The sequence below is a fragment of the Myceligenerans halotolerans genome, assembly GCF_054782975.1.
Window position 1 is genome coordinate 70,744 of the sequence record NZ_BAAGRL010000002.1, and the last position, 20,425, is coordinate 91,168.

General features: G+C 72.5%; 19 protein-coding genes. 16 read left to right on the forward strand and 3 right to left on the reverse strand.

Annotated elements, in window-relative coordinates; all coding sequences use genetic code 11:
* Positions 1-32: 32 nt before the first annotated feature.
* The 7 genes from ACYVK5_RS00365 (at position 33) to ACYVK5_RS00395 (ending at position 7,292) form a co-directional block, all read left to right on the forward strand.
* Complete coding sequence (locus tag ACYVK5_RS00365) at positions 33-665, forward strand: ribosome maturation factor RimP (protein WP_460701298.1); 633 nt, start codon at positions 33-35, stop codon at positions 663-665.
* Position 666: 1 nt separating this feature from the next.
* Positions 667-1,743, forward strand: coding sequence for a transcription termination factor NusA (gene nusA / locus ACYVK5_RS00370; RefSeq protein WP_460701299.1), 1,077 nt, complete (start codon positions 667-669; stop codon positions 1,741-1,743).
* A 117-nt stretch (positions 1,744-1,860) separates the two neighbouring features.
* Positions 1,861-2,109 carry a YlxR family protein gene (locus ACYVK5_RS00375; protein ID WP_460701300.1) on the forward strand — a complete coding sequence of 83 codons (249 nt, stop codon included), beginning with the start codon at positions 1,861-1,863 and terminating at the stop codon, positions 2,107-2,109.
* A 165-nt stretch (positions 2,110-2,274) separates the two neighbouring features.
* The gene (gene infB, locus ACYVK5_RS00380; RefSeq protein WP_460701301.1) at positions 2,275-5,175 is read left to right on the forward strand and encodes a translation initiation factor IF-2; all 2,901 of its coding nucleotides are present in this window, start codon (positions 2,275-2,277) and stop codon (positions 5,173-5,175) included.
* 138 nt (positions 5,176-5,313) lie between these two features.
* On the forward strand, positions 5,314-5,775 hold the full coding sequence (rbfA, locus tag ACYVK5_RS00385) for a 30S ribosome-binding factor RbfA (protein ID WP_460701302.1): 462 nt from the start codon (positions 5,314-5,316) through the stop codon (positions 5,773-5,775).
* The gene (gene truB / locus ACYVK5_RS00390; protein ID WP_460701303.1) at positions 5,772-6,737 is read left to right on the forward strand and encodes a tRNA pseudouridine(55) synthase TruB; all 966 of its coding nucleotides are present in this window, start codon (positions 5,772-5,774) and stop codon (positions 6,735-6,737) included. The genes rbfA and truB overlap by 4 nt, the downstream gene beginning before the upstream one ends.
* A 120-nt stretch (positions 6,738-6,857) precedes the next feature.
* A complete protein-coding gene (locus ACYVK5_RS00395) occupies positions 6,858-7,292 on the forward strand; it encodes a hypothetical protein (RefSeq protein ID WP_460701304.1) in 435 nt (144 codons plus the stop codon).
* A 50-nt stretch (positions 7,293-7,342) separates the two neighbouring features.
* On the opposite strand, the gene ACYVK5_RS00400 is transcribed toward ACYVK5_RS00395, so the two are convergent.
* Positions 7,343-8,533 (reverse strand): hypothetical protein, encoded by a 1,191-nt coding sequence (locus ACYVK5_RS00400; protein ID WP_460701305.1) that lies wholly within the window; start codon positions 8,531-8,533, stop codon positions 7,343-7,345.
* 135 nt (positions 8,534-8,668) lie between these two features.
* On the opposite strand from ACYVK5_RS00400, the gene ACYVK5_RS00405 reads away from it, so the two are divergent.
* Positions 8,669-9,262, forward strand: coding sequence for a TetR/AcrR family transcriptional regulator (locus ACYVK5_RS00405; protein ID WP_460701306.1), 594 nt, complete (start codon positions 8,669-8,671; stop codon positions 9,260-9,262).
* A gap of 13 nt (positions 9,263-9,275) precedes the next feature.
* On the opposite strand, the gene ACYVK5_RS00410 is transcribed toward ACYVK5_RS00405, so the two are convergent.
* Both ACYVK5_RS00410 and ACYVK5_RS00415 read right to left on the reverse strand, forming a co-directional pair.
* Positions 9,276-9,638 (reverse strand): GntR family transcriptional regulator, encoded by a 363-nt coding sequence (locus tag ACYVK5_RS00410; RefSeq protein ID WP_460701307.1) that lies wholly within the window; start codon positions 9,636-9,638, stop codon positions 9,276-9,278.
* Between the two features lie 29 nt (positions 9,639-9,667).
* On the reverse strand, positions 9,668-10,627 hold the full coding sequence (locus tag ACYVK5_RS00415) for a bifunctional riboflavin kinase/FAD synthetase (RefSeq protein WP_460701308.1): 960 nt from the start codon (positions 10,625-10,627) through the stop codon (positions 9,668-9,670).
* 341 nt (positions 10,628-10,968) lie between these two features.
* On the opposite strand from ACYVK5_RS00415, the gene ACYVK5_RS00420 reads away from it, so the two are divergent.
* The 8 genes from ACYVK5_RS00420 to ACYVK5_RS00455 all read left to right on the forward strand — a co-directional run bounded on the left by ACYVK5_RS00420 (position 10,969) and on the right by ACYVK5_RS00455 (position 20,414).
* Positions 10,969-11,601 (forward strand): hypothetical protein, encoded by a 633-nt coding sequence (locus tag ACYVK5_RS00420; protein ID WP_460701309.1) that lies wholly within the window; start codon positions 10,969-10,971, stop codon positions 11,599-11,601.
* Entirely contained in the window at positions 11,601-11,828 is a 228-nt protein-coding gene (locus tag ACYVK5_RS00425; protein WP_460701310.1) for a helix-turn-helix domain-containing protein, read from the forward strand. The genes ACYVK5_RS00420 and ACYVK5_RS00425 overlap by 1 nt, the downstream gene beginning before the upstream one ends.
* A gap of 130 nt (positions 11,829-11,958) precedes the next feature.
* Positions 11,959-12,642, forward strand: a complete 684-nt coding sequence (locus tag ACYVK5_RS00430) for an ABC transporter ATP-binding protein (protein ID WP_460701311.1) — start codon at positions 11,959-11,961, stop codon at positions 12,640-12,642.
* Positions 12,639-14,189 (forward strand): DUF6297 family protein, encoded by a 1,551-nt coding sequence (locus ACYVK5_RS00435; RefSeq protein ID WP_460701312.1) that lies wholly within the window; start codon positions 12,639-12,641, stop codon positions 14,187-14,189. The genes ACYVK5_RS00430 and ACYVK5_RS00435 overlap by 4 nt, the downstream gene beginning before the upstream one ends.
* Positions 14,190-14,309: 120 nt before the next feature.
* Positions 14,310-16,223, forward strand: coding sequence for a bis-aminopropyl spermidine synthase family protein (locus ACYVK5_RS00440; RefSeq protein WP_460701313.1), 1,914 nt, complete (start codon positions 14,310-14,312; stop codon positions 16,221-16,223).
* Positions 16,224-16,363: 140 nt separating this feature from the next.
* Positions 16,364-16,633: a 30S ribosomal protein S15 gene (rpsO, locus tag ACYVK5_RS00445; protein ID WP_460701314.1), complete on the forward strand. Its 270-nt coding sequence runs from the start codon at positions 16,364-16,366 to the stop codon at positions 16,631-16,633.
* Between the two features lie 192 nt (positions 16,634-16,825).
* Complete coding sequence (locus ACYVK5_RS00450; RefSeq protein WP_460701315.1) at positions 16,826-19,084, forward strand: polyribonucleotide nucleotidyltransferase; 2,259 nt, start codon at positions 16,826-16,828, stop codon at positions 19,082-19,084.
* A gap of 1 nt (position 19,085) precedes the next feature.
* Complete coding sequence (locus ACYVK5_RS00455) at positions 19,086-20,414, forward strand: M16 family metallopeptidase (protein ID WP_460701316.1); 1,329 nt, start codon at positions 19,086-19,088, stop codon at positions 20,412-20,414.
* Positions 20,415-20,425: the final 11 nt, after the last annotated feature.

Here is a 20,425-nt window from a genome sequence, read left to right on the forward strand (position 1 = left end):
CCTGGTTTCAGGGAGCCGACGGGAGGAACACGATGGCGCAGGCTGCGAGCCGGCAGGAGGACGACGTCCGCCGGATCGTCGGACCAGTGGTCGACGACGCCGATCTGTATCTGGAGGAGGTGCGGGTCACGCGCGCCGGGAACAGGTCGGTCGTGCGGATCACGCTCGACCTGCCCGAGACGCGGATCGGCAGCCTGGACTCCGACACGCTCGGTGAGGTCTCGCGCGCGGTGTCCGGCGCACTCGACGACGGCGACGTGGTCTCCGGCGCGTACACCCTGGAGATCTCCACGCCCGGGACGTCCCGTGCGCTCACGACCGCCCGCCACTTCCGGCGCGCCCGCACGCGGCTCGTCACGCTGACGCCGGCCGGCGGCGGCGCCGTGGTGTCGGGCCGGCTCACCGAGGTGACCGGCGACGGCGACGCCACGGTCCTCGTGCTCGACGGCTCGCGGCAGGTCCCGCTGTCCGGGGTCCGCGAGGGAAGGATCGAGGTCGAGCTCAACCGGCCCGACGACGCCGGGGCGGGCGACGGGGAGTCGCCCCTCGGATCGGCGGCTGAGGATGCCGACCTCGCCACGGTGCGCGAGAGTTCTGGTGCTGACGACGATGACGTGACCCAGCGGCCCCATCGCGGGGCAGCGGGCCGCAACGAGGAGGGCTGAGATGGATATCGACATGGCCGCGCTGCGCATGCTGGAGCGCGAGAAGGACTTCAGCCTGGACGTGCTCGTCTCGGCGATCGAACAGGCCTTGCTCTCCGCGTACCACCGTACGCCGGACTCCTACCGCCACGCCCGCGTGGAGGTCGACCGCAGCAGCGGGCACGTCACGGTGTGGGCCCGTGAGGAGATCGAGGCGTACACCGACCCGGAGAACCCGGAGGGCCCCACCCCGCTCGAGCTGGGTCCGGAGTTCGACGACACGCCGCGCGACTTCGGCCGGATCGCCACGGCGACCGCGCGCCAGGTGATCGTGCAGCGGCTGCGGGACGCCGAGGACGACCAGGTGCTCGGCACGTTCCGCGACAAGGAGGGTGAGGTCGTCGCCGGCATCATCCAGCAGGGTCGCGACCCGCGCATGGTGCTCGTGGACGTCGGGGACACGGAGGCCGTGCTGCCGCCCCACGAGCAGGTGCCGGGGGAGGAGTACGAGCACGGTGAGCGCCTGCGCGCGTACGTCGTCGAGGTCACCCGGGGAATGAAGGGCGCGCAGGTGACGCTGAGCCGGACGCACCCCGGTCTCGTGCGCAAGCTCTTCGAGCTCGAGGTCCCGGAGATCGCCGACGGGTCGGTCGAGATCATGTCGGTGGCCCGCGAGGCGGGTCACCGCACCAAGGTCGCCGTCGTCTCCCACGTGCCCGGGCTGAACGCCAAGGGCGCGTGCATCGGCCCGATGGGCGCACGCGTCCGGGCGGTCATGACCGAACTCCACGGCGAGAAGATCGACATCGTCGACTGGAGCGAGGACCCCACGCGCTTCGTCGCGAACGCGCTGTCCCCGGCCCGTACGTCGTCGGTGACCGTGGTGGACGAGGCGGCCCGCGCGGTGCGCGCCGTCGTCCCCGACTACCAGCTCTCCCTCGCCATCGGCAAGGAAGGGCAGAACGCGCGCCTGGCCGCGAAGCTCACGGGCTGGCGCATCGACATCCGGTCCGACGAGGCGGCAGACTCCGAGAGCGGCCGCCAGGGCGGGGCGCCGACGGGCGGTGGTGGCGCTGCTCACGTGTCGCCGAACCGGTAACAGCAGTTGAACGAGCAAGGTAGACTGAACAAGTCTGGGCCGCGCGCCCGTCCTTCGTCCTCTTCTGCCCCTGTGGCCCCTTCGGTAACGACATCACGTTCCGCACCGACAGGTCCGGTGCGGACGTGCGTCGGATGCCGGGGACGCGACCAGCGATCTGCTCTCTTGCGTGTGGTTCTGGATCCCGCAGCGGTGCAGCCCCGGATCGTCGTCGACGTGTGGGCCTGCCTGCCGGGGCGAGGCGCCTGGATCCACCCGGGGGCAGAATGCCTGGAACTCGCCGAACGACGTCGGGCGATACCGCGCGCACTGCGCGTGGACGGCCCCGTCGATCTGGCGGAGCTCCGGGAGCATCTCGGGCCGTGAGGGCCGGGAAGTCACGACCGGGCGCGGAAACGTCCGGCCGCACCAGCGAGTCGTCGACAGGAAAGCGGGTCAGAAGCCGATGGGCACCCGATGAGTCCCCAGCGATGAGTACGTCGTACTAGTGCGGTTCGCCCCTGCCTCGGGACGGACCGAGACAGGAGTGTTGTGGCAAAGGTCCGCGTCTACGAGCTCGCCAAAGAGCTCGGTGTGGAAAGTAAGACCCTGCTCGCCGAGCTGAAGTCGGCAGGCGAGTATGTTCGTTCGGCGTCATCGACGCTCGAAGCGCCCGTCGCGCGGCGTATGCGCGACAAGTTCACCGACGGCGGCGCCGCGAAGGCGCCCGCCCGGTCCGGGGCGAAGCCTGCCCCGAAGCCCGGGGCGAAGCCTGCCCCGAAGCCGGCGGCGAAGTCCGCCCCCGCGCCGGGAGCCAAGCCGGCTCCGAAGCCTGCGCCGGAGGTGCCCGCCGAGATGCCTGCCCCTGCCGCCGAGGCGGCGGAAGCGCCCGCGGCGAGCGAGGCGCCCGCAGCCAAGTCCGCACCGGCCCCCGGTGCCGCGGCTCCGAAGCCTGCTCCCGCGGCGCCGAAGCCCGGCCCTGCGGCACCCAAGCCCGGCGGGCGTGGCCCGCGTCCGGGCAACAACCCCTTCGCGTCCAGCCAGGGCATGCCGCGTCCCGGCGACCGCCGTGGCGGTGGCCGTTCCGGTGGTGGCGGCGGTCGCCCCGGTGGTGGCGGCGGTGCCGGCGGCCCGCGTCCGGGCAACAACCCGTTCGCGTCCAGCCAGGGCATGCCGCGTGCAGGCGAGCGTCGTGGCGGTGACACGGCGGAGCGCTCCGGCGGTCCCCGTCCCGGTGGCGGCGGGCGCCCGGGCGGCGCCGCGCCGCGTCCCGGTGGCAGCGGTGGTCCGCGTCCTGCGGCGCCGCGCCCCGGTGGCGGTGGCGGCGGTGGTCCGCGTCCGAACCCCGGCATGATGCCGGGCAAGACGTCGATGCCGCGTCCCGGACAGCGTCCGGGCCCCGGTGGCGGTCGCGGCGGCCCTGGTGGCCGCGGCGGCGGTGCCCCGGGCGGTGCCCCGGGTGGCGGCGGTCGTCCTGGTGGCGGCTTCCGCGGTCGCGGTGGCGGCGGTCGCGGGGCGACGCAGGGTGCCTTCGGGCGCGCCGGCGGCCGCCCGGTCCGGGGCCGGAAGTCCAAGAGGCAGAAGCGCCAGGAGTTCGAGGCGATGCAGGCTCCGTCGCTCGGCGGCGTCAGCGTGCCCCGTGGTAACGGCAAGACCGTCGTGCGGTTGCGTCAGGGCTCGTCCCTGAACGACTTCGCCGACAAGATCGACGCGAACCCCGCGGCGCTCGTGACGGTCCTGTTCCACCTCGGCGAGATGGCCACGGCCACGCAGTCCCTCGACGAGGACACGTTCGGCACCCTGGGTGTCGAGCTCGGCTACGTGATCGAGATGGTCTCGGCCGAGGAGGAGGACCGCGAGCTGCTCGGGGCCTTCGACATCGACCTGGAGGCCGAGGAGGCCGGCGAGTCCGACGAGGACCAGCTGCCGCGTCCGCCGGTCGTGACCGTCATGGGTCACGTCGACCACGGCAAGACGAAGCTGCTCGACGCCATCCGCAAGTCGGACGTCGTCGCGGGCGAGCACGGTGGTATCACGCAGCACATCGGTGCGTACCAGATCCACCACGAGCACGAGGGCGTCGACCGCGCCATCACGTTCATCGACACCCCGGGCCACGAGGCGTTCACCGCCATGCGTGCCCGTGGCGCGGACGTGACGGACATCGCGATCCTCGTGGTCGCGGCGGACGACGGCGTGATGCCGCAGACGGTCGAGGCGGTGAACCACGCGCAGGCCGCAGGTGTGCCGATCGTGGTGGCCGTCAACAAGATCGACGTCGACGGTGCGAACCCGGCCAAGGTCCGCCAGCAGCTCACCGAGTACAACCTGGTGGCCGAGGAGTACGGCGGCGACACGATGTTCGTCGACGTCGCGGCCAAGCCGGGCATCGGCATCGAGGGCCTGATCGACGCGGTCCTGCTGACCGCCGACGCGTCGCTGGACCTGCGGGCCAACCCGAACAAGGACGCGCGCGGCGTCGCGATCGAGGCGAATCTCGACCGCGGTCGCGGTGCCGTGGCCACGGTGCTGGTCCAGTCCGGCACGCTGCAGGTGGGCGACGCGATCGTCGCGGGTACCGCGCACGGTCGCGTGCGCGCCATGATCGACGAGCACGGCGGTGCGGTCGAGGTCGCCACCCCGGCCCGTCCGGTCCAGGTGACCGGTCTGACGTCGGTGCCGAGCGCCGGTGACACGTTCCTCGTGGCGCCGGACGACCGCACGGCACGGCAGATCGCCGAGAAGCGCCAGGCCGCCGAGCGTGCCGCGTTGCTGGCCAAGCGTCGCAAGCGGATCAGCCTCGAGGACTTCGACGCCGAGCTCAAGAAGGGCAAGGTCGAGAGCCTCAACCTCATCCTCAAGGGCGACGTGTCCGGTGCCGTCGAGGCACTGGAGGACGCACTGCTCAAGATCGACGTGGGCGACGAGGTCGAGCTGCGCGTCATCCACCGCGGTGTGGGTGCCATCACGCAGAACGACGTCAACCTCGCGACGGTCGACAGCGCGGTGATCATCGGCTTCAACGTCAAGTACGGCGAGCGGGTCGAGGAACTGGCGGACCGCGAGGGCGTCGACGTCAAGTTCTACTCGGTCATCTACCAGGCGATCGACGACATCGAGGCCGCGCTCAAGGGCATGCTCAAGCCGGAGTACGAAGAGGTCCAGCTGGGTACCGCGGAGATCCGCGAGATCTTCCGGTCCTCGAAGTTCGGCAACATCGCCGGCTCGATCGTCCGGTCCGGCGAGATCCGCCGCAACGCCAAGGCGCGTGTGCTGCGCGACGGCACGGTCGTGGGGGACAACCTCACGGTCGAGTCGCTCAAGCGGTTCAAGGACGACGCCACGGAGGTTCGCGAGGGCTTCGAGTGCGGTATCGGGCTCGGGACGTTCAACAACATCAACGAGGGCGACATCATCGAGACGTGGGAGATGCGCGAGATCCCGCGCAGCTGATCCGTCATCACCACGCCGGAGCGGCGGGCCCTTCCGGGCCCGCCGCGACGGCGTCCCGGAGGCCGTGCGGGCAGGGACCGTCGTCAGGACGGTGGACCTCCCCGCGCGGCCTCCTCTTCCTGGGAAGGGAAAGAACCCATGAACGAGAATCCTCGTGCCCGGCGGCTCGCCGACCGGATCAAGGTGATCGTGGCGCAGATGCTGGACTCGCGGATCAAGGACCCGCGTCTCGGGTTCGTGACGGTCACCGACGTGCGCGTGACCGGAGACCTGCAGAACGCGTCGATCTTCTACACCGTGTACGGCTCCGACGAGGAGCGGACGGAGACCGCCGCCGCGCTGAAGAGCGCCACGGGGGTGATCCGCAGCGAGGTGGGCAAGCAGACGAGCATGCGCCTCACGCCGACGATCGAGTTCCACCTCGACGCCGTTCCGGAGACTGCCGCGCACCTGGACGCCGCTCTGCTCGAGGCCCGGCGCCGCGACGCCGAGCTGGCGAAGCTGCGCGCGGGAGCACGACACGCCGGTGAGGCGGACCCGTACCGCAAGGCTCCCGGCGAGGCGGACGAGGCCGAGCAGCCGCTCGACGACGAGTCGTGAGCGGCCGTCCGGGAGGCCGCGGGCCCGCGGCGAAGCGTCCCCCGCGCCGTCCGACCGCTGCTGACGGGTTCGTCGTGGTCGACAAGCCGGCAGACTGGACCAGCCACGACGTCGTCGCACGGACGCGAGGGCTGGCGGGGACCCGGAAGGTCGGCCATGCCGGCACGCTCGACCCCATGGCGACGGGCGTCCTGGTGCTCGGGATCGGGAAGGCGACCCGCCTGCTGACGTACGTGGTGGGTGCCGACAAGGACTACGACGCCACGATCCGTCTGGGCGTGGCGACCAACACGGACGACGCCGAGGGCGAGATCACGGCGGCCGAGGGCGCCTCAGACGTGCCCGACGACGCGCTCCGGGCCGCCGTCGAGCGACTGACCGGCGACATCATGCAGGTCCCGACCACCGTCTCGGCGATCAAGGTGGACGGTGAACGCGCGTACGCGCGCGCCCGGGCGGGCGAGGACGTCGAGCTCGCCGCGCGCCCCGTCACCGTCTCGCGGTTCGACGTGACGGCCGCCCGGACCGGCCTGGCCGACGGCGTACCCGTCCTGGACCTGGACGTGCGGGTCTCCGTCTCCTCGGGGACGTACGTGCGCGCGCTCGCCCGGGACCTCGGCGCCGCGCTCGGCACCGGCGGGCACCTGACCGCGCTGCGGCGCACCCGCGTCGGCAGCTACGGCCTCGACACGGCACGGACGCTGGACGCGATGGAGGCGCAGGCCGATCAGGACGGCACGCTCGCCACGCTGCCGCTCGCCGACGCCGCGCGGGGCGTCCTGCCGGTACGGGACGTCGACGAGGCGGAAGCCCGTGCGCTGGGTTTCGGTCAGTGGATCGCGCCCAGCGGCCGGTCCGGTGTGCTGGCGGCGATCGGCCCGTCGGGAGACCTCGTCGCGCTGGTGGAGGACACCCGCCGCAAGGGCGAGGACCTGGCCAAGCCAGTCCTCGTTACTCGCTGATCAGCAAATTCGCTCCGATTGTCAATCACTTCCAGCCTTCCTGAGTGGCATGTCGGATTGATACCTTTGTGCCTTGTGGGGGTACGAATAACAGCGGGTCTTGCAGACGTAGGGGCAGTGGTGGCGGCGCTCCCCGCCCTCGTGGGGCGAGAGGCGAGCGTCGACATCGTGGACGAGGAAAGTGAGGGCACCGACAGCAGTCCCGAGCTGCTGCAGGCGCTCGTGTCCGCGCTGCCCTGGTGGCCGGAGAACACAGAGCTCGGGATCGCGTTCCAGGAGACCTACCTGACGCTCGTGGCGCTCCAGGGACGCGTCATCGTGCGCACGCGCTACCCGGCGGTGCTCACGGAGAGGATCGCCGAGCCGGTGGACCCGACCCAGGTGGGCTGGCGGGCGGTCGGTGACCGGAACATCCAGCTCATCGGCTCGACGATGACCGAGGCCGAGTTCGGGAACTTCCTGAGGATCCTCGACCTCACGGTGCGCCAGTCGCTCGGGGAGCACCGCCTGACGGGATTCATCTACTCGGTCAAGCAGCCTGCTCTGAGGTCCTGACCGGGGCCGGGCGGGCCGGTCGCGCGACCCGCCCGCCCGGTTGCCGGGGACTACCTCGTCGCCGGCGCCCGCTTTGCCGACGCCGTCGCATGGCCCACCAGTGAGAGCAGGATGCCGCCCGCGGCCCAGGCGCCGAGCGCGATCCAGGCGGTCGCCGGGTCCGCCTCCGGGAAGTAGGACAGGTCGCGCAGCAGGGTCCCGCTCGCGCCGGGCGGGAACCACTGGCCGATCTCGCCCCAGTGCCACGGCAGGAACTCCTTCGGCATCGTGGCCCCGGAGATCGGGTTCCCGATCAGGAGCATGAGCACCGGGCCGGCGGCGACCCCTGCGGGGCCGACGAGTGCCACGATCCCCGTGATCGGCGCGGCGATCGCGGCGATCGACAGCGACATGGCCGCCAGCGTCCACCACCAGTCGCCCTGCAGCGCGCCGAACCAGCCCTGCAGGATGCCGGTCAGGATGCCGCCGCCGAGCACGGCGTAGAGGAGTGTCGCGACGGCCCGGCGCATGGCCCCCCGCACGGCGATCGAGATGCCGATGCCGCCGATCATCCCGCCCAACAGGGTCGGGAACAGGGCGGCGGTGAATCCGCTGCCGTTCGGGTCGTCGTCGGACAGAGGGACGACGTCGGTCACCGCGACCTGCGGGATCTCGATCGTCGCGGGGTCCGGCACCGGGGCCGGCCCCTCGGGGGCCTGCGGCCGGCGTCCCTCGGCAGCGGCGGCGAGCGCCGCCGATACCGCGTCGCCGACGGCCTGCTGGGTGGCCTCGACGGCCTCGGCCTGCGCGGCGGTCATCCGCTCGCCCATCGCGGCTGTCGCCTGCTCGGTGACGGCGGCCTGCAGCTGCTGGGCGATCTGGTTCATGAGCTGGTTGCTCACGCCGCCCGCGGCGGACGACGTGAGTACCTCGGGGGCCTCGCCGGCCGACAGGTCGCCGAGCACGATGCCGCCGTAGACCTCGCGCGTCTCGATGGCGTCGACGGCCGCGTCGCGGTCGTCGACCTCGACGAGGTCGAGGGTGCCGGGTCTGGCGTCGTCGAGCCGGTCGGTCATCGCGGTCACGGCGTCGGCGGGGCCGGTGATCGCGACGGGGAGGTTCTTCGCGTCCGCGGTCTGGGCCGGCCAGGTGAAGGCGAGCAGGATGAGGGTCAGCGCGAGGCTGAGCCCGAGGGCGACGCCGACGAGTCTGCCGGCGGGGGTGTGCGGCACGGGGGCGCCGGCGGGGGAGTCGTGGGACATGACAGGTCTCCGTCATCGTGTGGCGCGGGGCGGCGCCGTCGGTCATGATAGAAAAACGAATATTCGTTTTTCTATGGACCACGATGCTCTCGTGTTCGTACCCTTGTCAACACACCGACTCGTGAGGAGGGCGCCGTGCCCAAGGTCAGCGACGCACACCGGCAGGCGCGACGGGAGGAGATCCTCGCCGCCGCGCTCCGGGCGTTCGCGGCCAAGGGATACCAGCGCACCTCGATGGCGGACGTGCTCGCCGAGTCCGGCCTGTCGACCGGGGCGATCTACGCGCACTTCGCGGGCAAGCGGGAGCTGTTCGTCGCCGTCGCGCGCAACACGCTCCTGCGGCGGAACGACGAGGTCGTCGCGGCAGGGGCCGCCGGCGACCCGCCGGCCCCTGCCGAGATCCTGCGGATCGTCGTCCACGGTGTGCTCCGGGAGGGGCTCGATCCGCGGGTCCTCCTGCAGTTCTGGAGCGAGGCGACGATCGAGCCCGAGATCCGGGAGATGGTGCGCGAGGCGGTCGCGGTGATCAGGACGTCGTTCGAGGAGGCGCTGGTGCGCTGGTTCGCGCGGCACCCGGAGCACGCCCCGGACGGCCCGCAGGCCGCGGCGGGGCGGCTGCTGCCCGTGCTGCTGGCGCTGGGGCAGGGGTTCATGGTGCAGTACTCGATCATGGACGGGTTCGACGGCGAGGCCTACCTCGACGCGGCCGCCGCCGTCCTGCCGTCGTGAGGAGGGCGCGGCCCTAGGCCGGATCGCGGCGCAGCGCCGCTTCCACGATCCGTAGCGACTCGTCGGCGTCGAGCCCCAGGCCGTGCACCGTCTCGGCGTACCGCTGGGCGGCGGCCCGCGCGGACTCCAGGCGCCGGCTGCCCCCGGCGCTCACGAAGGTCCCGGCGCGGCCGCGGGTCTCCACGAGCCGTGCCGCCTCCAGTTCCCGGTAGGCGCGGGCCACGGTGTTGACGGCGATCCCGAGCTCGCCGGCCAGGGCGCGCACCGTGGGCAGGCGCGCACCGACGGGCAGGGTCCCGTCGGCCATCTTGCGAGCGAGCCCGGTACGCACCTGTTCGAACGGGGGTACGGGGGAATCTGCGTCGATGGTGATCACGGCACCCACGATGCCAGGCCCTGTGGCGGTCAGGCGTCCAGGATCCTTCGCGTCCGGGCCACGTCGTCGTGCATCTGGGCGACGAGCGGCTCCAGGCCGTCGAACCGGACCGTCGGCCGCAGGTGCTCCGTGAACTCCAGGACGACCTGCTCGTCGTACAGGTCGAGGTCGTCCCGGTCGAGCACATACGCCTCGACGCGGCGCTCCACGCCGTCGAACGTCGGGTTCGTGCCGACGGAGATCGCGGCGGGCAGGACACGGTCGGGGTGCGACGGCGAGCGTTCGGCCAGCTCCGGACGGCGCAGCCACCCGGCGTACACGCCGTCGGCCGGCACCATCCCGGCGATGCCGCCCAGGTTCGCCGTCGGGAAGCCGAGCTCTCGGCCGCGTGCGTCGCCGTGCACCACGACGCCTCGCACACGGTGCGCGCGTCCGAGCACCTCCGCGGCCCCCGCGACGTCGCCCTCGCTGAGGTTCGCCCGCACCACCGTCGACGACCAGCGGTGATGATCGTCACCGCCGACGTCCTCGATCGCCACGACCTCGAACCCGTGCTCCCCGCCGAGCTCGACCATGGTCGAGAGCGTGCCGGCGTTCTGCTTGCCGAAGCGGACGTCGTGCCCGACGACGACGGTCCGCGCGCCCAGCCCGTCCACGAGATACTTCCCGACGAACTCCTGCGGGGTCTGCGCCGCGAAGTCCAGCGTGTACGTGACCACCAGCACGGCGTCGAGGCCGGTCCCCGCCATCAGGTCGAGCCGGTCGGTCAGGCTCGTGAGCAGCTCGGGCGCCGTCTCGGGGCGATGTACCGCAGCGGGGTGCGGGTCGAAGGTGACGGCCACCGCACGCGCGTCGTCCGCCCTCGCCAGCGAGGCGATCCGCCCGAGCACGGCCTGATGGCCGCGGTGCATGCCGTCGAAGTTGCCGATCGTCACCACGGACGGCCCGAAACCTGCGGGAACCTGCTCCAGATCGGTCCACACCTGCACGCGGAATACTCCTTCGGCGCCGGAAGGGTCGCGCGGCCCTCCGGCCGCGGCGTTCGCGGCCCGATGCCGCGCTGGTCCAGCCTGCCACGCCGCAGGCCGGATCGCGGAATCGGGCACGGCGGTGCGTGCGCGCCGCCGCACGGGGCGCCGAGGACCGCCACCTGTCGCTCGTGCACCGCTGCGCGACGATCCGCTCAGGTGCGGGGCCCGGAGCCCGGCGAAGCTCCGAGGATCGTTCGAGCGCTACTCGGCCGCAGGTCAGGGGGCTTGACCTCGCTGGCTTATCGTGTTTCGATAACATCGAAAATCGATATGGCGATTCGAGCAGGAGGTGCTCAGTGATGCGTGGCGACCTGGTGACGGTGAGCAAGGGCGACGTGTGGGCGATGATCGTGTTCGGGGGGCTGACAGGGGTCTTCGCGGTGATCGGAGTGGTGGTGAGCGTCAGCAGGGCGATCCGCGGAGGGCCGCTGCCCGTGCCCGTGGCGCCCCCCTCGGGGGAGGAGTCGTTCGGGGAGTTCGCCGGCCTTCTCGGCGAGGGCGCCGAGGCGGACGGGGTGATCGGCGGTGTCGATGTCCTCGTCGGCAACATGCCCGCCTGGGCGTACGGGGTCGACGTCGCCGAGCATGCCGTCCTGTGCGCGGTCCTGGCGGTGATCGCGGCCTGCCTGGTCCTGCTGACCCGGCGGCTCGGGCGGGGGCAGGCGTTCCATCCCGGGAACACCTGGCTGATCGGGGGTATCGCGATAGCCGTGCTGGTGGGGTGGGCCATGAACCTCCTGAGCCAGACAGCTCTGTTCGGTGCCGCGCTCGAGTCCGGTGCGCTGGACCATCCCGCGGTGACGGACCGGACCCTGGCGTTCGAGATGGACCTGCCGCTCTGGCCGTTGCTCGTCGTCGTGGGGCTCGTGCCGCTGATCGCGGCGTTCCACGCGGGCGAACGACTCCAGCGCGACACCGAGGGCCTCGTCTGATGCCTCCGGAGGACGACGCCGGGCGGGTGCACTGCCGCCTCGACGAGCTCCTCGCGGAACGGGGGATGACCCTGACGAGGCTCGCGGAGATCGTCGGCGTGACGGTGGTGAACCTGTCCGTCCTCAAGAACGACCGGGCCCGCGCGATCCGGTTCAGCACGCTGACGGCGATCTGCGACGCCCTCGACTGCACCCCGGGAGACCTCCTGATGGTCCGGCGCGGCTGAGGACGGGCGGTACGGCCCGCGGGCGCCCGGGACGTTTCGATCCTGACGAGAATGTCGCCGGGGTGGGCCGAAAACGGGCCGCCAAGCGTCCTACGGGCACGACGGCCGCTCGTCGCGCGTTGGAGGAGCCGTGTCACCGATCTTGGAACTAGAAGGGCTCGTCGTCGGGTACGGCGGCAACGCCGTGGCCGCGCCGGTGGACCTCGTGGTGCGGCCCGGCGATCTCGTCGCGGTGATCGGCGCGAACGGCGTGGGCAAGTCGACGCTGCTGCGTACCGTCCTGGGGCTCCAGGAGCCGTTGCGGGGCGCGGTGCGGGCCTTCGGCGGCCCCGTCGACGAGCGGCGGCGCAGCTTCCGTACCCGCGTGGCCGGTGTGATGGACGACGACGCGTACTTCCCCGGACTCACCGTCCGCGAGCACCTGGTCCTGAGTGCGCGCGGTCACGGCGTGCGCGACCCGGGCGTCGTCGTTGACGAGGCCCTCGGCGCCTTCGGGATCGCCGACCGCCGCGACGCCGGCCCGGACGCGCTCTCTTCGGGCCAGCGCCGCCGCTTCCTCCTTGCGAGCGGGTTCGTCCGCCCGCGCGACCTCCTCGTCCTCGACGAACCGGAACAGCGCCTCGACACCGCGATGCGCGCCCGCCTCGGCGACATGCTCGTCGCGGAGGCCGCCTCCGGCACCGCCGTCCTCTTCGCGACGCACGACGACCGCCTTCTCGCCGCCGTTGGTGCCCGGGCTCTCCACGTGTCCGACGGCGACGCCACGGTCCTCGAACCCGACGCCGCGGTGTCGGCCCTGGCGGGGATGCGATGAACTCGGCACGCGAGCCGGGCGGCGGGGTCACGGTCACCCGCCCCGTCGTAGTCGACGACGCCCTGCTGACCGGTGCCGGACTCCGCTGGCTCACCGCGCGGGTCCGTGCGGCCCGGTCCGGACGCACCGCGCGCGACGTCGTCGGCGACACGGCCGAGACTGTCCTGGTCGGCGGCCTCGTCGCCTTCTACCTCTGGGGCGTCGTGGTCCAGGGCGGCGCCGTCCTGGGTGCCGACTCGGTCATGGTCACGGGCCTGGGCCCAGGCCTTGTCCAGGTGATCGTCCTGAGTTTCGCCGTCCTCTCGGGAGCGGGGGCGGCGCTGCGGTTCGGGCCGGCGACCATGCCGGCGGGCGGTGTGCGCTGGTGGCTGCCCACGCCGGCGGACCGCGCCGGAATGCTGACGCCGTCGGTCGTCCGGGCCGCGTCGCTCGCCCTGGGGGGCGGCCTCGTCTCGGGGGTGGCCGGCGGCGTCCTCGGCGGCCTCGGAATCCTGGGCGTCCTGGCGACGGCCGCCTTCGGCGGGACTCTCGGGCTCGCCGTCGTGGGGGTGGCCGGCGTGCTGCAGACCCACGGATCGCGCGCGGCCCGCCGGGTGGCCGCGCGGGTCGCCGACATCCTTCTGATGCTCGTACCGGTCGCCGGTGTGGCCCTGGCGACCTGGGCGCCGGGGATTCCCGCGTGGGTGGCGCCATGGTGGGCGTCGGTCGCACTGGCCGTCGTGGGTGCGGCCGGGCTCCGGCTCTGGGTACGCGGCCTCGACCGGCTCCGGGCGGGCGACCTGCGCGCCTGGGCCGCCGCGCTCCAGCAGGCACAGGTCGCGGCGCTCAGCGCGGACTCCGGAGCTGTCGGCCTGGCGTGGGCGGGGGCGGCGCGGACACGGCGCACCCTCACCCGCATGACCGGAATCGCCCGCGGTCCAGCCTCCGCGGTGCTCGTCGCCGACGCCCTGATGATCGTCCGCGGAGGCCGCGCGCTCGTTGCCCTCGTGTCGATCACGCTGGTCGGGGCCTTCCTGGCCCAGGTCCCCGTGATCTCGGGCGGTATCGGGCTCTGGCCACTGGTGCTCGCCGCCGGACTTTCCGCGGCCCGGGCCTGCGCCCCGGGTGCCCGCGCGGCGGGGGAGAACCCTCGCCTCGACGCTCTGGTCCCTCTGGGGGGACGCGCCGTCCGCCCCGTCCGGGCGGTCTGGCCGACGTTGGGTGCCGCGGCGGCCGTCACGGCTACGGCGATGACGGCGGTGGGAGTGGCGGCGAGTGCCGGAGGCGTGCTTGTCGCGGTCCCCGCGATCGCCGTCGTCCTCGGGGCCGCCGCCGTACGGCACGCCTACCGAGGTGTGGTCCGGTGGGACCTGCCCATGGTCGCCACCCCCATGGGCGCGTTCTCGACCGGGCAGGCGATCCACGCGACCACCGGTCTCGACCTCGCGATCCTCGGCTTGCTCCCGCTCGCATGGATCCTCGTCTCCGGCCCGGATCCGGTGGCGGTCCTGGCGCAGTACGTCCTCGCGGCCCTGGCGCTCGCGACCATCGCCCGGAGCCGGAGCTGACTCCTGTTCAGTAGGGCCTCGCAGACCCATAGCATGCTCAAAGGGGGTGCGAGGCCCTGCTGAACCAGAGTCAACAGGCGGTCGTCGGTGCACCGTGCGTGCGTGACGTAGGTTGCCCGTATGGCATCGCAATCTCCGGCCGCTGAGTCCCCAGGCCTCGTCGAGGTCCGGCCTCCGATCCACGAGGTCCGGGAACTCGTGGACGCCTTCGGGGCCTACGGGCGCGGGCACCGGGAGGCCGTCGCGATGCTGAGCGACGGCACCACGCTCGCCGACGTCGTCCGGGCCACCGCGCTGCCGCGCCGGCTGGTGGAACAGATCGTCGCCGCCCTCGGCGCCGACCTGCTCGCCGAGGGCGACCACCTCCGGATCCGCCCGGAACACGCGGAGGACTACCGCGAACTGGCCGGCGCCGGGCACCTCGCGGCCACCGCCCTCGGGATGCCGGCGGACGACCGGCTCCCGGCCGCGGCGGGTCTGCTGCGCGACATGGAGCGGATCGTCGCGGCGGCCCCTCGCCCCAAAAAGGCCCTCGACCACGTGCCCGCGACGCCGGAGACCACCGTCCGGCGCGCCCTCTGGATGGACGGCACCTACGACCTCGCCGGCGCCACGCTCCTGTGCGTCGGCGACCACGACCTCACCTCGATCGTCACGTGCCTGCGTAACCCGGCCGCGCGCGCGGTCGTCGTCGACATCGACGAGGACCTGCTCACCTACGTCGACCGCGTCGCCGCGGAGCGCGGGCTGGACATCGAGACCGCGTACGGCGACCTCCGGACCGGGCTCCCCGAGGCCGCGCGCGGCACCGCCGACCTCGTCTTCACCGATCCGCCCTACACCCCCGACGGCGTCCGGCTGTTCCTCGCGCGCGGCCTGCAAGGGCTCCGCGACCGCGACAACGGGCGCCTGCTGCTGGCGTACGGGTATGGCACGCACCACCCGGGCCTCGGGTTCAACGTGCAGCAGGCGATCGGCGAGCTCTCGCTCGTCTACGAGGCGATCCTGCCGCACTTCAACCGGTACACCGGCGCGCAGGCCGTGGGGAGCGCCAGCGACCTGTACGTGTGCCGGCCCACGGCGCGCACCTGGCGCTCGCTCGATCGGGTCACCACCAACGCCGTGAACATCTACACGCACGGCACGCAGTCCCTCGAGGCCGGCACCGGCACCGGGAGCGCGCCCGTGCACGACGCCGTCCTCGCGGGCGCGCGCGGACCCGACGGACTCCCCGTCACCGCGACGGCGCTCATCCCGCACGACCCCGGCGCCACCGACGACGCGACCCACGACGCGACCCACGACGGCGCCCGCCCCGAAGCCACGGAACTGCCGCTGGAGGCGCTCCTCGACGGATCCGCCCAGACCTCGATCAGGAACGCGAGGGCGTCGGCGCTCGCGGCTGACCTGTCGGACGATCCGGGCACCTGGCTCTTCCGCGTCCTGCTCGGCGTCAGCGCCCGGCGCGTCGCGGTCGCGGTCCCGAACAACCATCCGGATATCACCAGCCAGGCCGCCCAGGACATGCTGCGAGACGACCTCGCCGGGAAATGGGTGCTCACGTTCCGCCGCAGCACGCCCGACTCGAAGCACGCGATCCTCGTCGCGGACGCGGTCGGGGAAGCCGGCCCGTCAGGCAGGTATCCCGTCCCGTCCCGTCCGGACGGCGGGATCGTGCGGGGCGGCCGGCCGGGCGAGCCCGGCCAGGACGACGCTCCCGGCGGGTGGGGACAGGACCCGGTCGCCGTCGCGCGCCGCCTGATGCTCGGGGGTGCCTCCCGGAGGCTCGCGAACGCCTGGCGGGATGCCCTGGTCAAGGCCGCCCGGGCCGAGGGCGGGGCGCTGGGCAAGGACGAGGCGCGGGCGCTCGTCGTGTCCGCGGCGGCCGACGGCGGGCTCCGCGCGGGGACGCTCGACCGCGCGCTCGTGACCCTTCCGCGGGAGACCGTCCGCGCCGTGCTGTCCGCCGTCGCGGGTTCCGTCGCGCGCGGCCGTGCCGCTGCCGGTGCGCGGCCCGGCTCGCCGGCCCTCTGACGACGGTAACGTCACAGCCCGCGGTACCACGACCGACGTCGTGCAGCAGGTAAGGTAGGAGGGCCGTCAGGACGGCCGCGGATACAGAGCGCCCCCGTGAATCAGTCCGGGAGCACCGCGCAACGACACGAAGGAGAGCCATGCCGCTCGACACCGCCACGAAGCAGCAGATCGTCGCCGAGTACGGGAAGACGCCGACCGACACCGGCTCCCCGGAGGTGCAGATCGCCCTGCTGACGCAGCGCATCAAGGACCTCACCGAGCACCTCAAGTCCCACAAGGGTGACCACCACAGCCGTCGTGGGCTGCTGCTCCTCGTGGGCCAGCGCCGTCGCCTGCTGGGTTACCTCCAGCGGATCGACGTGAACCGCTACCGCTCGCTGATCGAGCGCCTCGGTCTGCGCCGCTGAACCAGTCTTCGAGACCAGCCCGGTCCCTCCTGCAGGGGCCGGGCTGGTCTGGTGAGATGTAAGTACAACCACACAGCGCGCCGGCGCAGCCCGCGTCCGGTCCTCGGTAGTGGCCTCCCGAACACGGTTCGGTGGGTCTCGATCGATGACCGTTACGGGGTGCGCGGCGCCCATCCGAAAAGGAGGGCACCCGTGGAGGGTCCCGAGATCCAGTTCGCCGAGGCCGTGATCGACAACGGTCGCTTCGGCACCCGCACCATCCGCTTCGAGACGGGCCGCCTGGCCAAGCAGGCCGCCGGCTCCGTCGCCGCGTACCTCGACGGCGAGACCATGCTGCTGTCGACCACCGCGGTCGGGAAGCACCCCAAGGACCAGTTCGACTTCTTCCCGCTCACGGTGGACGTCGAGGAGCGCATGTACGCCGCGGGCCGCATCCCCGGCTCGTTCTTCCGCCGTGAGGGCCGGCCGTCGACCGAGGCGATCCTGACCTGCCGCCTCACCGACCGCCCGCTGCGCCCCCTGTTCGTCAAGGGCCTGCGCAACGAGGTGCAGATCGTCATCACCGTCATGGCGCAGCACCCGGACGACGCGTACGACGTGCTCGCCATGAACGCCGCGTCGGCCTCGACGCAGCTGTCCGGCCTGCCGTTCTCCGGCCCTGCCGGGGCGGTGCGCGTCTCGCTGATCGACGGTCAGTGGGTCGCGTTCCCGAAGCACTCCGACAAGGAGCGCGCGGTCTTCGACATGGTCGTGGCCGGCCGGGCCGTGGGTGACGACGTCGCGATCGCCATGATCGAGGCCGAGGCCACCGACGACGCGCTCAAGCTCATGCGGAACGAGGGCGCCACGGTCCCGACCGAGGAGGTCGTGGCCGAGGGCATCGAGGCGGCCAAGCCGTTCATCAAGGCGCTGTGCGAGGCGCAGTCCGCGCTGGCCGCGCAGTCCGCCAAGGAGACGCAGGAGTTCCCGCTCTTCCCGGACTACCAGGACGACGTGTACGCCGCGGTCGAGGGCGCGGTCACCGAGCCGCTCCGCGAGGCTCTGGCCATTGCCGACAAGCAGGACCGCGAGAACCGTCTCGACGAGATCAAGGCGGGCCTCGTGGCCGACCTCGCGGGCGAGGGCGCGGCCTTCGAAGGCCGCGACAAGGAGCTGTCGGCCGCGTACCGGTCGCTGCAGAAGGCGCTCGTGCGCCGGCGCGTGCTCACCGACGGCGTCCGCATCGACGGCCGCGGGCTCGCGGACATCCGCACCCTGTCGGCCGAGGTCGAGGTGCTGCCGCGCGTGCACGGCTCCGCGCTGTTCGAGCGCGGCGAGACCCAGATCCTGGGCGTCACCACGCTGAACATGCTGCGCATGGAGCAGCAGATCGACTCGCTCGGTCCGGTGACCCGCAAGCGCTACATGCACAACTACAACTTCCCGCCGTACTCGACCGGTGAGACGGGCCGCGTGGGCAGCCCGAAGCGCCGCGAGATCGGTCACGGCGCGCTCGCCGAGCGTGCCCTCGTGCCGGTGCTGCCGAGCCGCGAGGAGTTCCCGTACGCCATCCGCCAGGTCTCCGAGGCGCTCGGGTCCAACGGTTCGACGTCGATGGGCTCGGTGTGCGCGAGCACGCTCTCGATGCTCAACGCCGGCGTGCCGCTGAAGGCCCCGGTCGCGGGCATCGCGATGGGCCTCGTGTCCGACACGGTCGACGGCGAGACCCGCTACGCGGCGATGACGGACATCCTGGGTGCCGAGGACGCGTTCGGCGACATGGACTTCAAGGTCGCCGGCACGGCGGACTTCGTCACCGCCATCCAGCTCGACACCAAGCTGGACGGCATCCCGGCCTCGGTGCTCGCCGCGGCGCTGGGGCAGGCGCGCGACGCCCGTCTCACGATCCTCGACGTCATCGCCGAGGCCATCGACACGCCGGACGAGATGTCCCCGAACGCACCGCGCGTCATCGCGATCACGGTGCCGACCGACAAGATCGGCGAGGTCATCGGCCCCAAGGGCAAGATGATCAACCAGATCCAGGAGGAGACGGGCGCCGACATCACCATCGAGGACGACGGTACCGTCTACATCGGCGCGGTCGACGGCCCCTCGGCCGAGGCCGCCCGCGCGGCGATCAACGCGATCGCCAACCCGCACGTCCCCGAGGTGGGTGAGCGGTTCGTCGGCACGGTCGTCAAGACGACGTCGTTCGGCGCCTTCATCTCGCTGTCCCCGGGCAAGGACGGGCTGCTGCACATCAGCCAGATCCGCAAGCTCGTGGGCGGCAAGCGCATCGAGAACGTCGACGACGTCCTCTCCATCGGCCAGAAGGTCCAGGTCGAGATCGGCGAGATCGACCCGCGGGGCAAGCTCTCGCTGGTCGCGGTGACGGAGGAGGGCGAGGCGCCCGAGGATTCCGCGGACTCCGGGGCGTCCGAGACGGCATCCGCCGGCGCGGAAGCCTGAGATGGTCTGGCACCTGCCGCTCGCAGCCGCGGGTGAGCCCGGTGCCGACCTGACCGCCGGGCAGGACGGCGCGACCATCCGTCGCAGCGTCCTGCCCGGCGGCGTTCGTGTCATCACCGAGCACATGCCGGGCCTGCGCTCGGTGACGGTGGGCGCGTGGGTCGGCGTCGGCTCCCGGGACGAGACCGACGGGCACTTCGGGTCGACGCACTTCCTGGAACACCTGCTGTTCAAGGGGACCCAGCGGCGCAGCGCCCTCGACATCGCCGAGGCGTTCGACGCCGTCGGCGGGGAGGCCAACGCCGCCACCGGCAAGGAGCACACGTGCTACTACGCGCGCGTGCTCGACGCCGACCTCCCCATGGCGGTCGACGTCATCGGCGACATGGTGACCAGCGCCCGCCTGGACGCGAAGGAACTGGAGACCGAGCGTGGCGTGATCCTCGAGGAGCTCGCCATGACCGACGACGACCCCGCGGACGTGGTGCACGAGGAGTTCTCGGCCGCCGTGCTCGGGTCGCACCCGCTGGGCCGGCCGATCGGCGGCACGGCCGACACCATCGGCGCGGTGCCCCGCGACGCCGTCTGGGACCACTACCGCACCCACTACGAGCCGGGCACGCTGGTCGTCGCGGCCGCCGGCGGCGTCGACCACGACGAGCTGTGCGACCTGGTGGCCCACGCCCTGACCGCCGGCGGCTGGACGCTGGAGGAGGCGATCGCGCCACGGATGCGGCGCGACGCCACGCCCCAGACCGAGGGCATCCCCACCCGCGGCACCACGAGGACCGTCCGACGACCGGTGGAACAGGCGAACATCATCGTGGGCGGTACGGGGCTGGCCGCGACCGACGACCGCCGCTACGCGCTCTCGGTCATGAACGCGGCACTGGGCGGCGGCATGTCGTCACGGCTGTTCCAGGAGATCCGCGAGAAGCGCGGCCTCGCCTACACGACCTACTCCTTCGCGGCCGGGCACGGCGGGCTCGGGACGTTCGGCCTGTACGCGGGCTGCGCTCCGGCGAAGGCCGAGCAGGTCGAGGAACTGCTGGTCCACGAGCTGGAACGGCTGGCCGACGGCGGCATCACCGAGGCGGAACTGACCCGTTCGGCGGGGCAGCTGCGCGGGTCGCTCGTGCTCGGGCTGGAGGACTCCGGGTCCAGGATGAGCCGCCTGGGCCGGGCCGAGCTCGTGTACGGCGAGCTCTACTCGCTGGAGGAGAGCCTGGACCGGATCCGCGCGGTCACGCTCGCCGACGTGCGGGCCCTGGCCCAGGATCTGGCGTCCCGCCCGCGTTCGGTGGTCCGTGTGGGACCGTTCGCGGCGTGACTCGGCCTCGG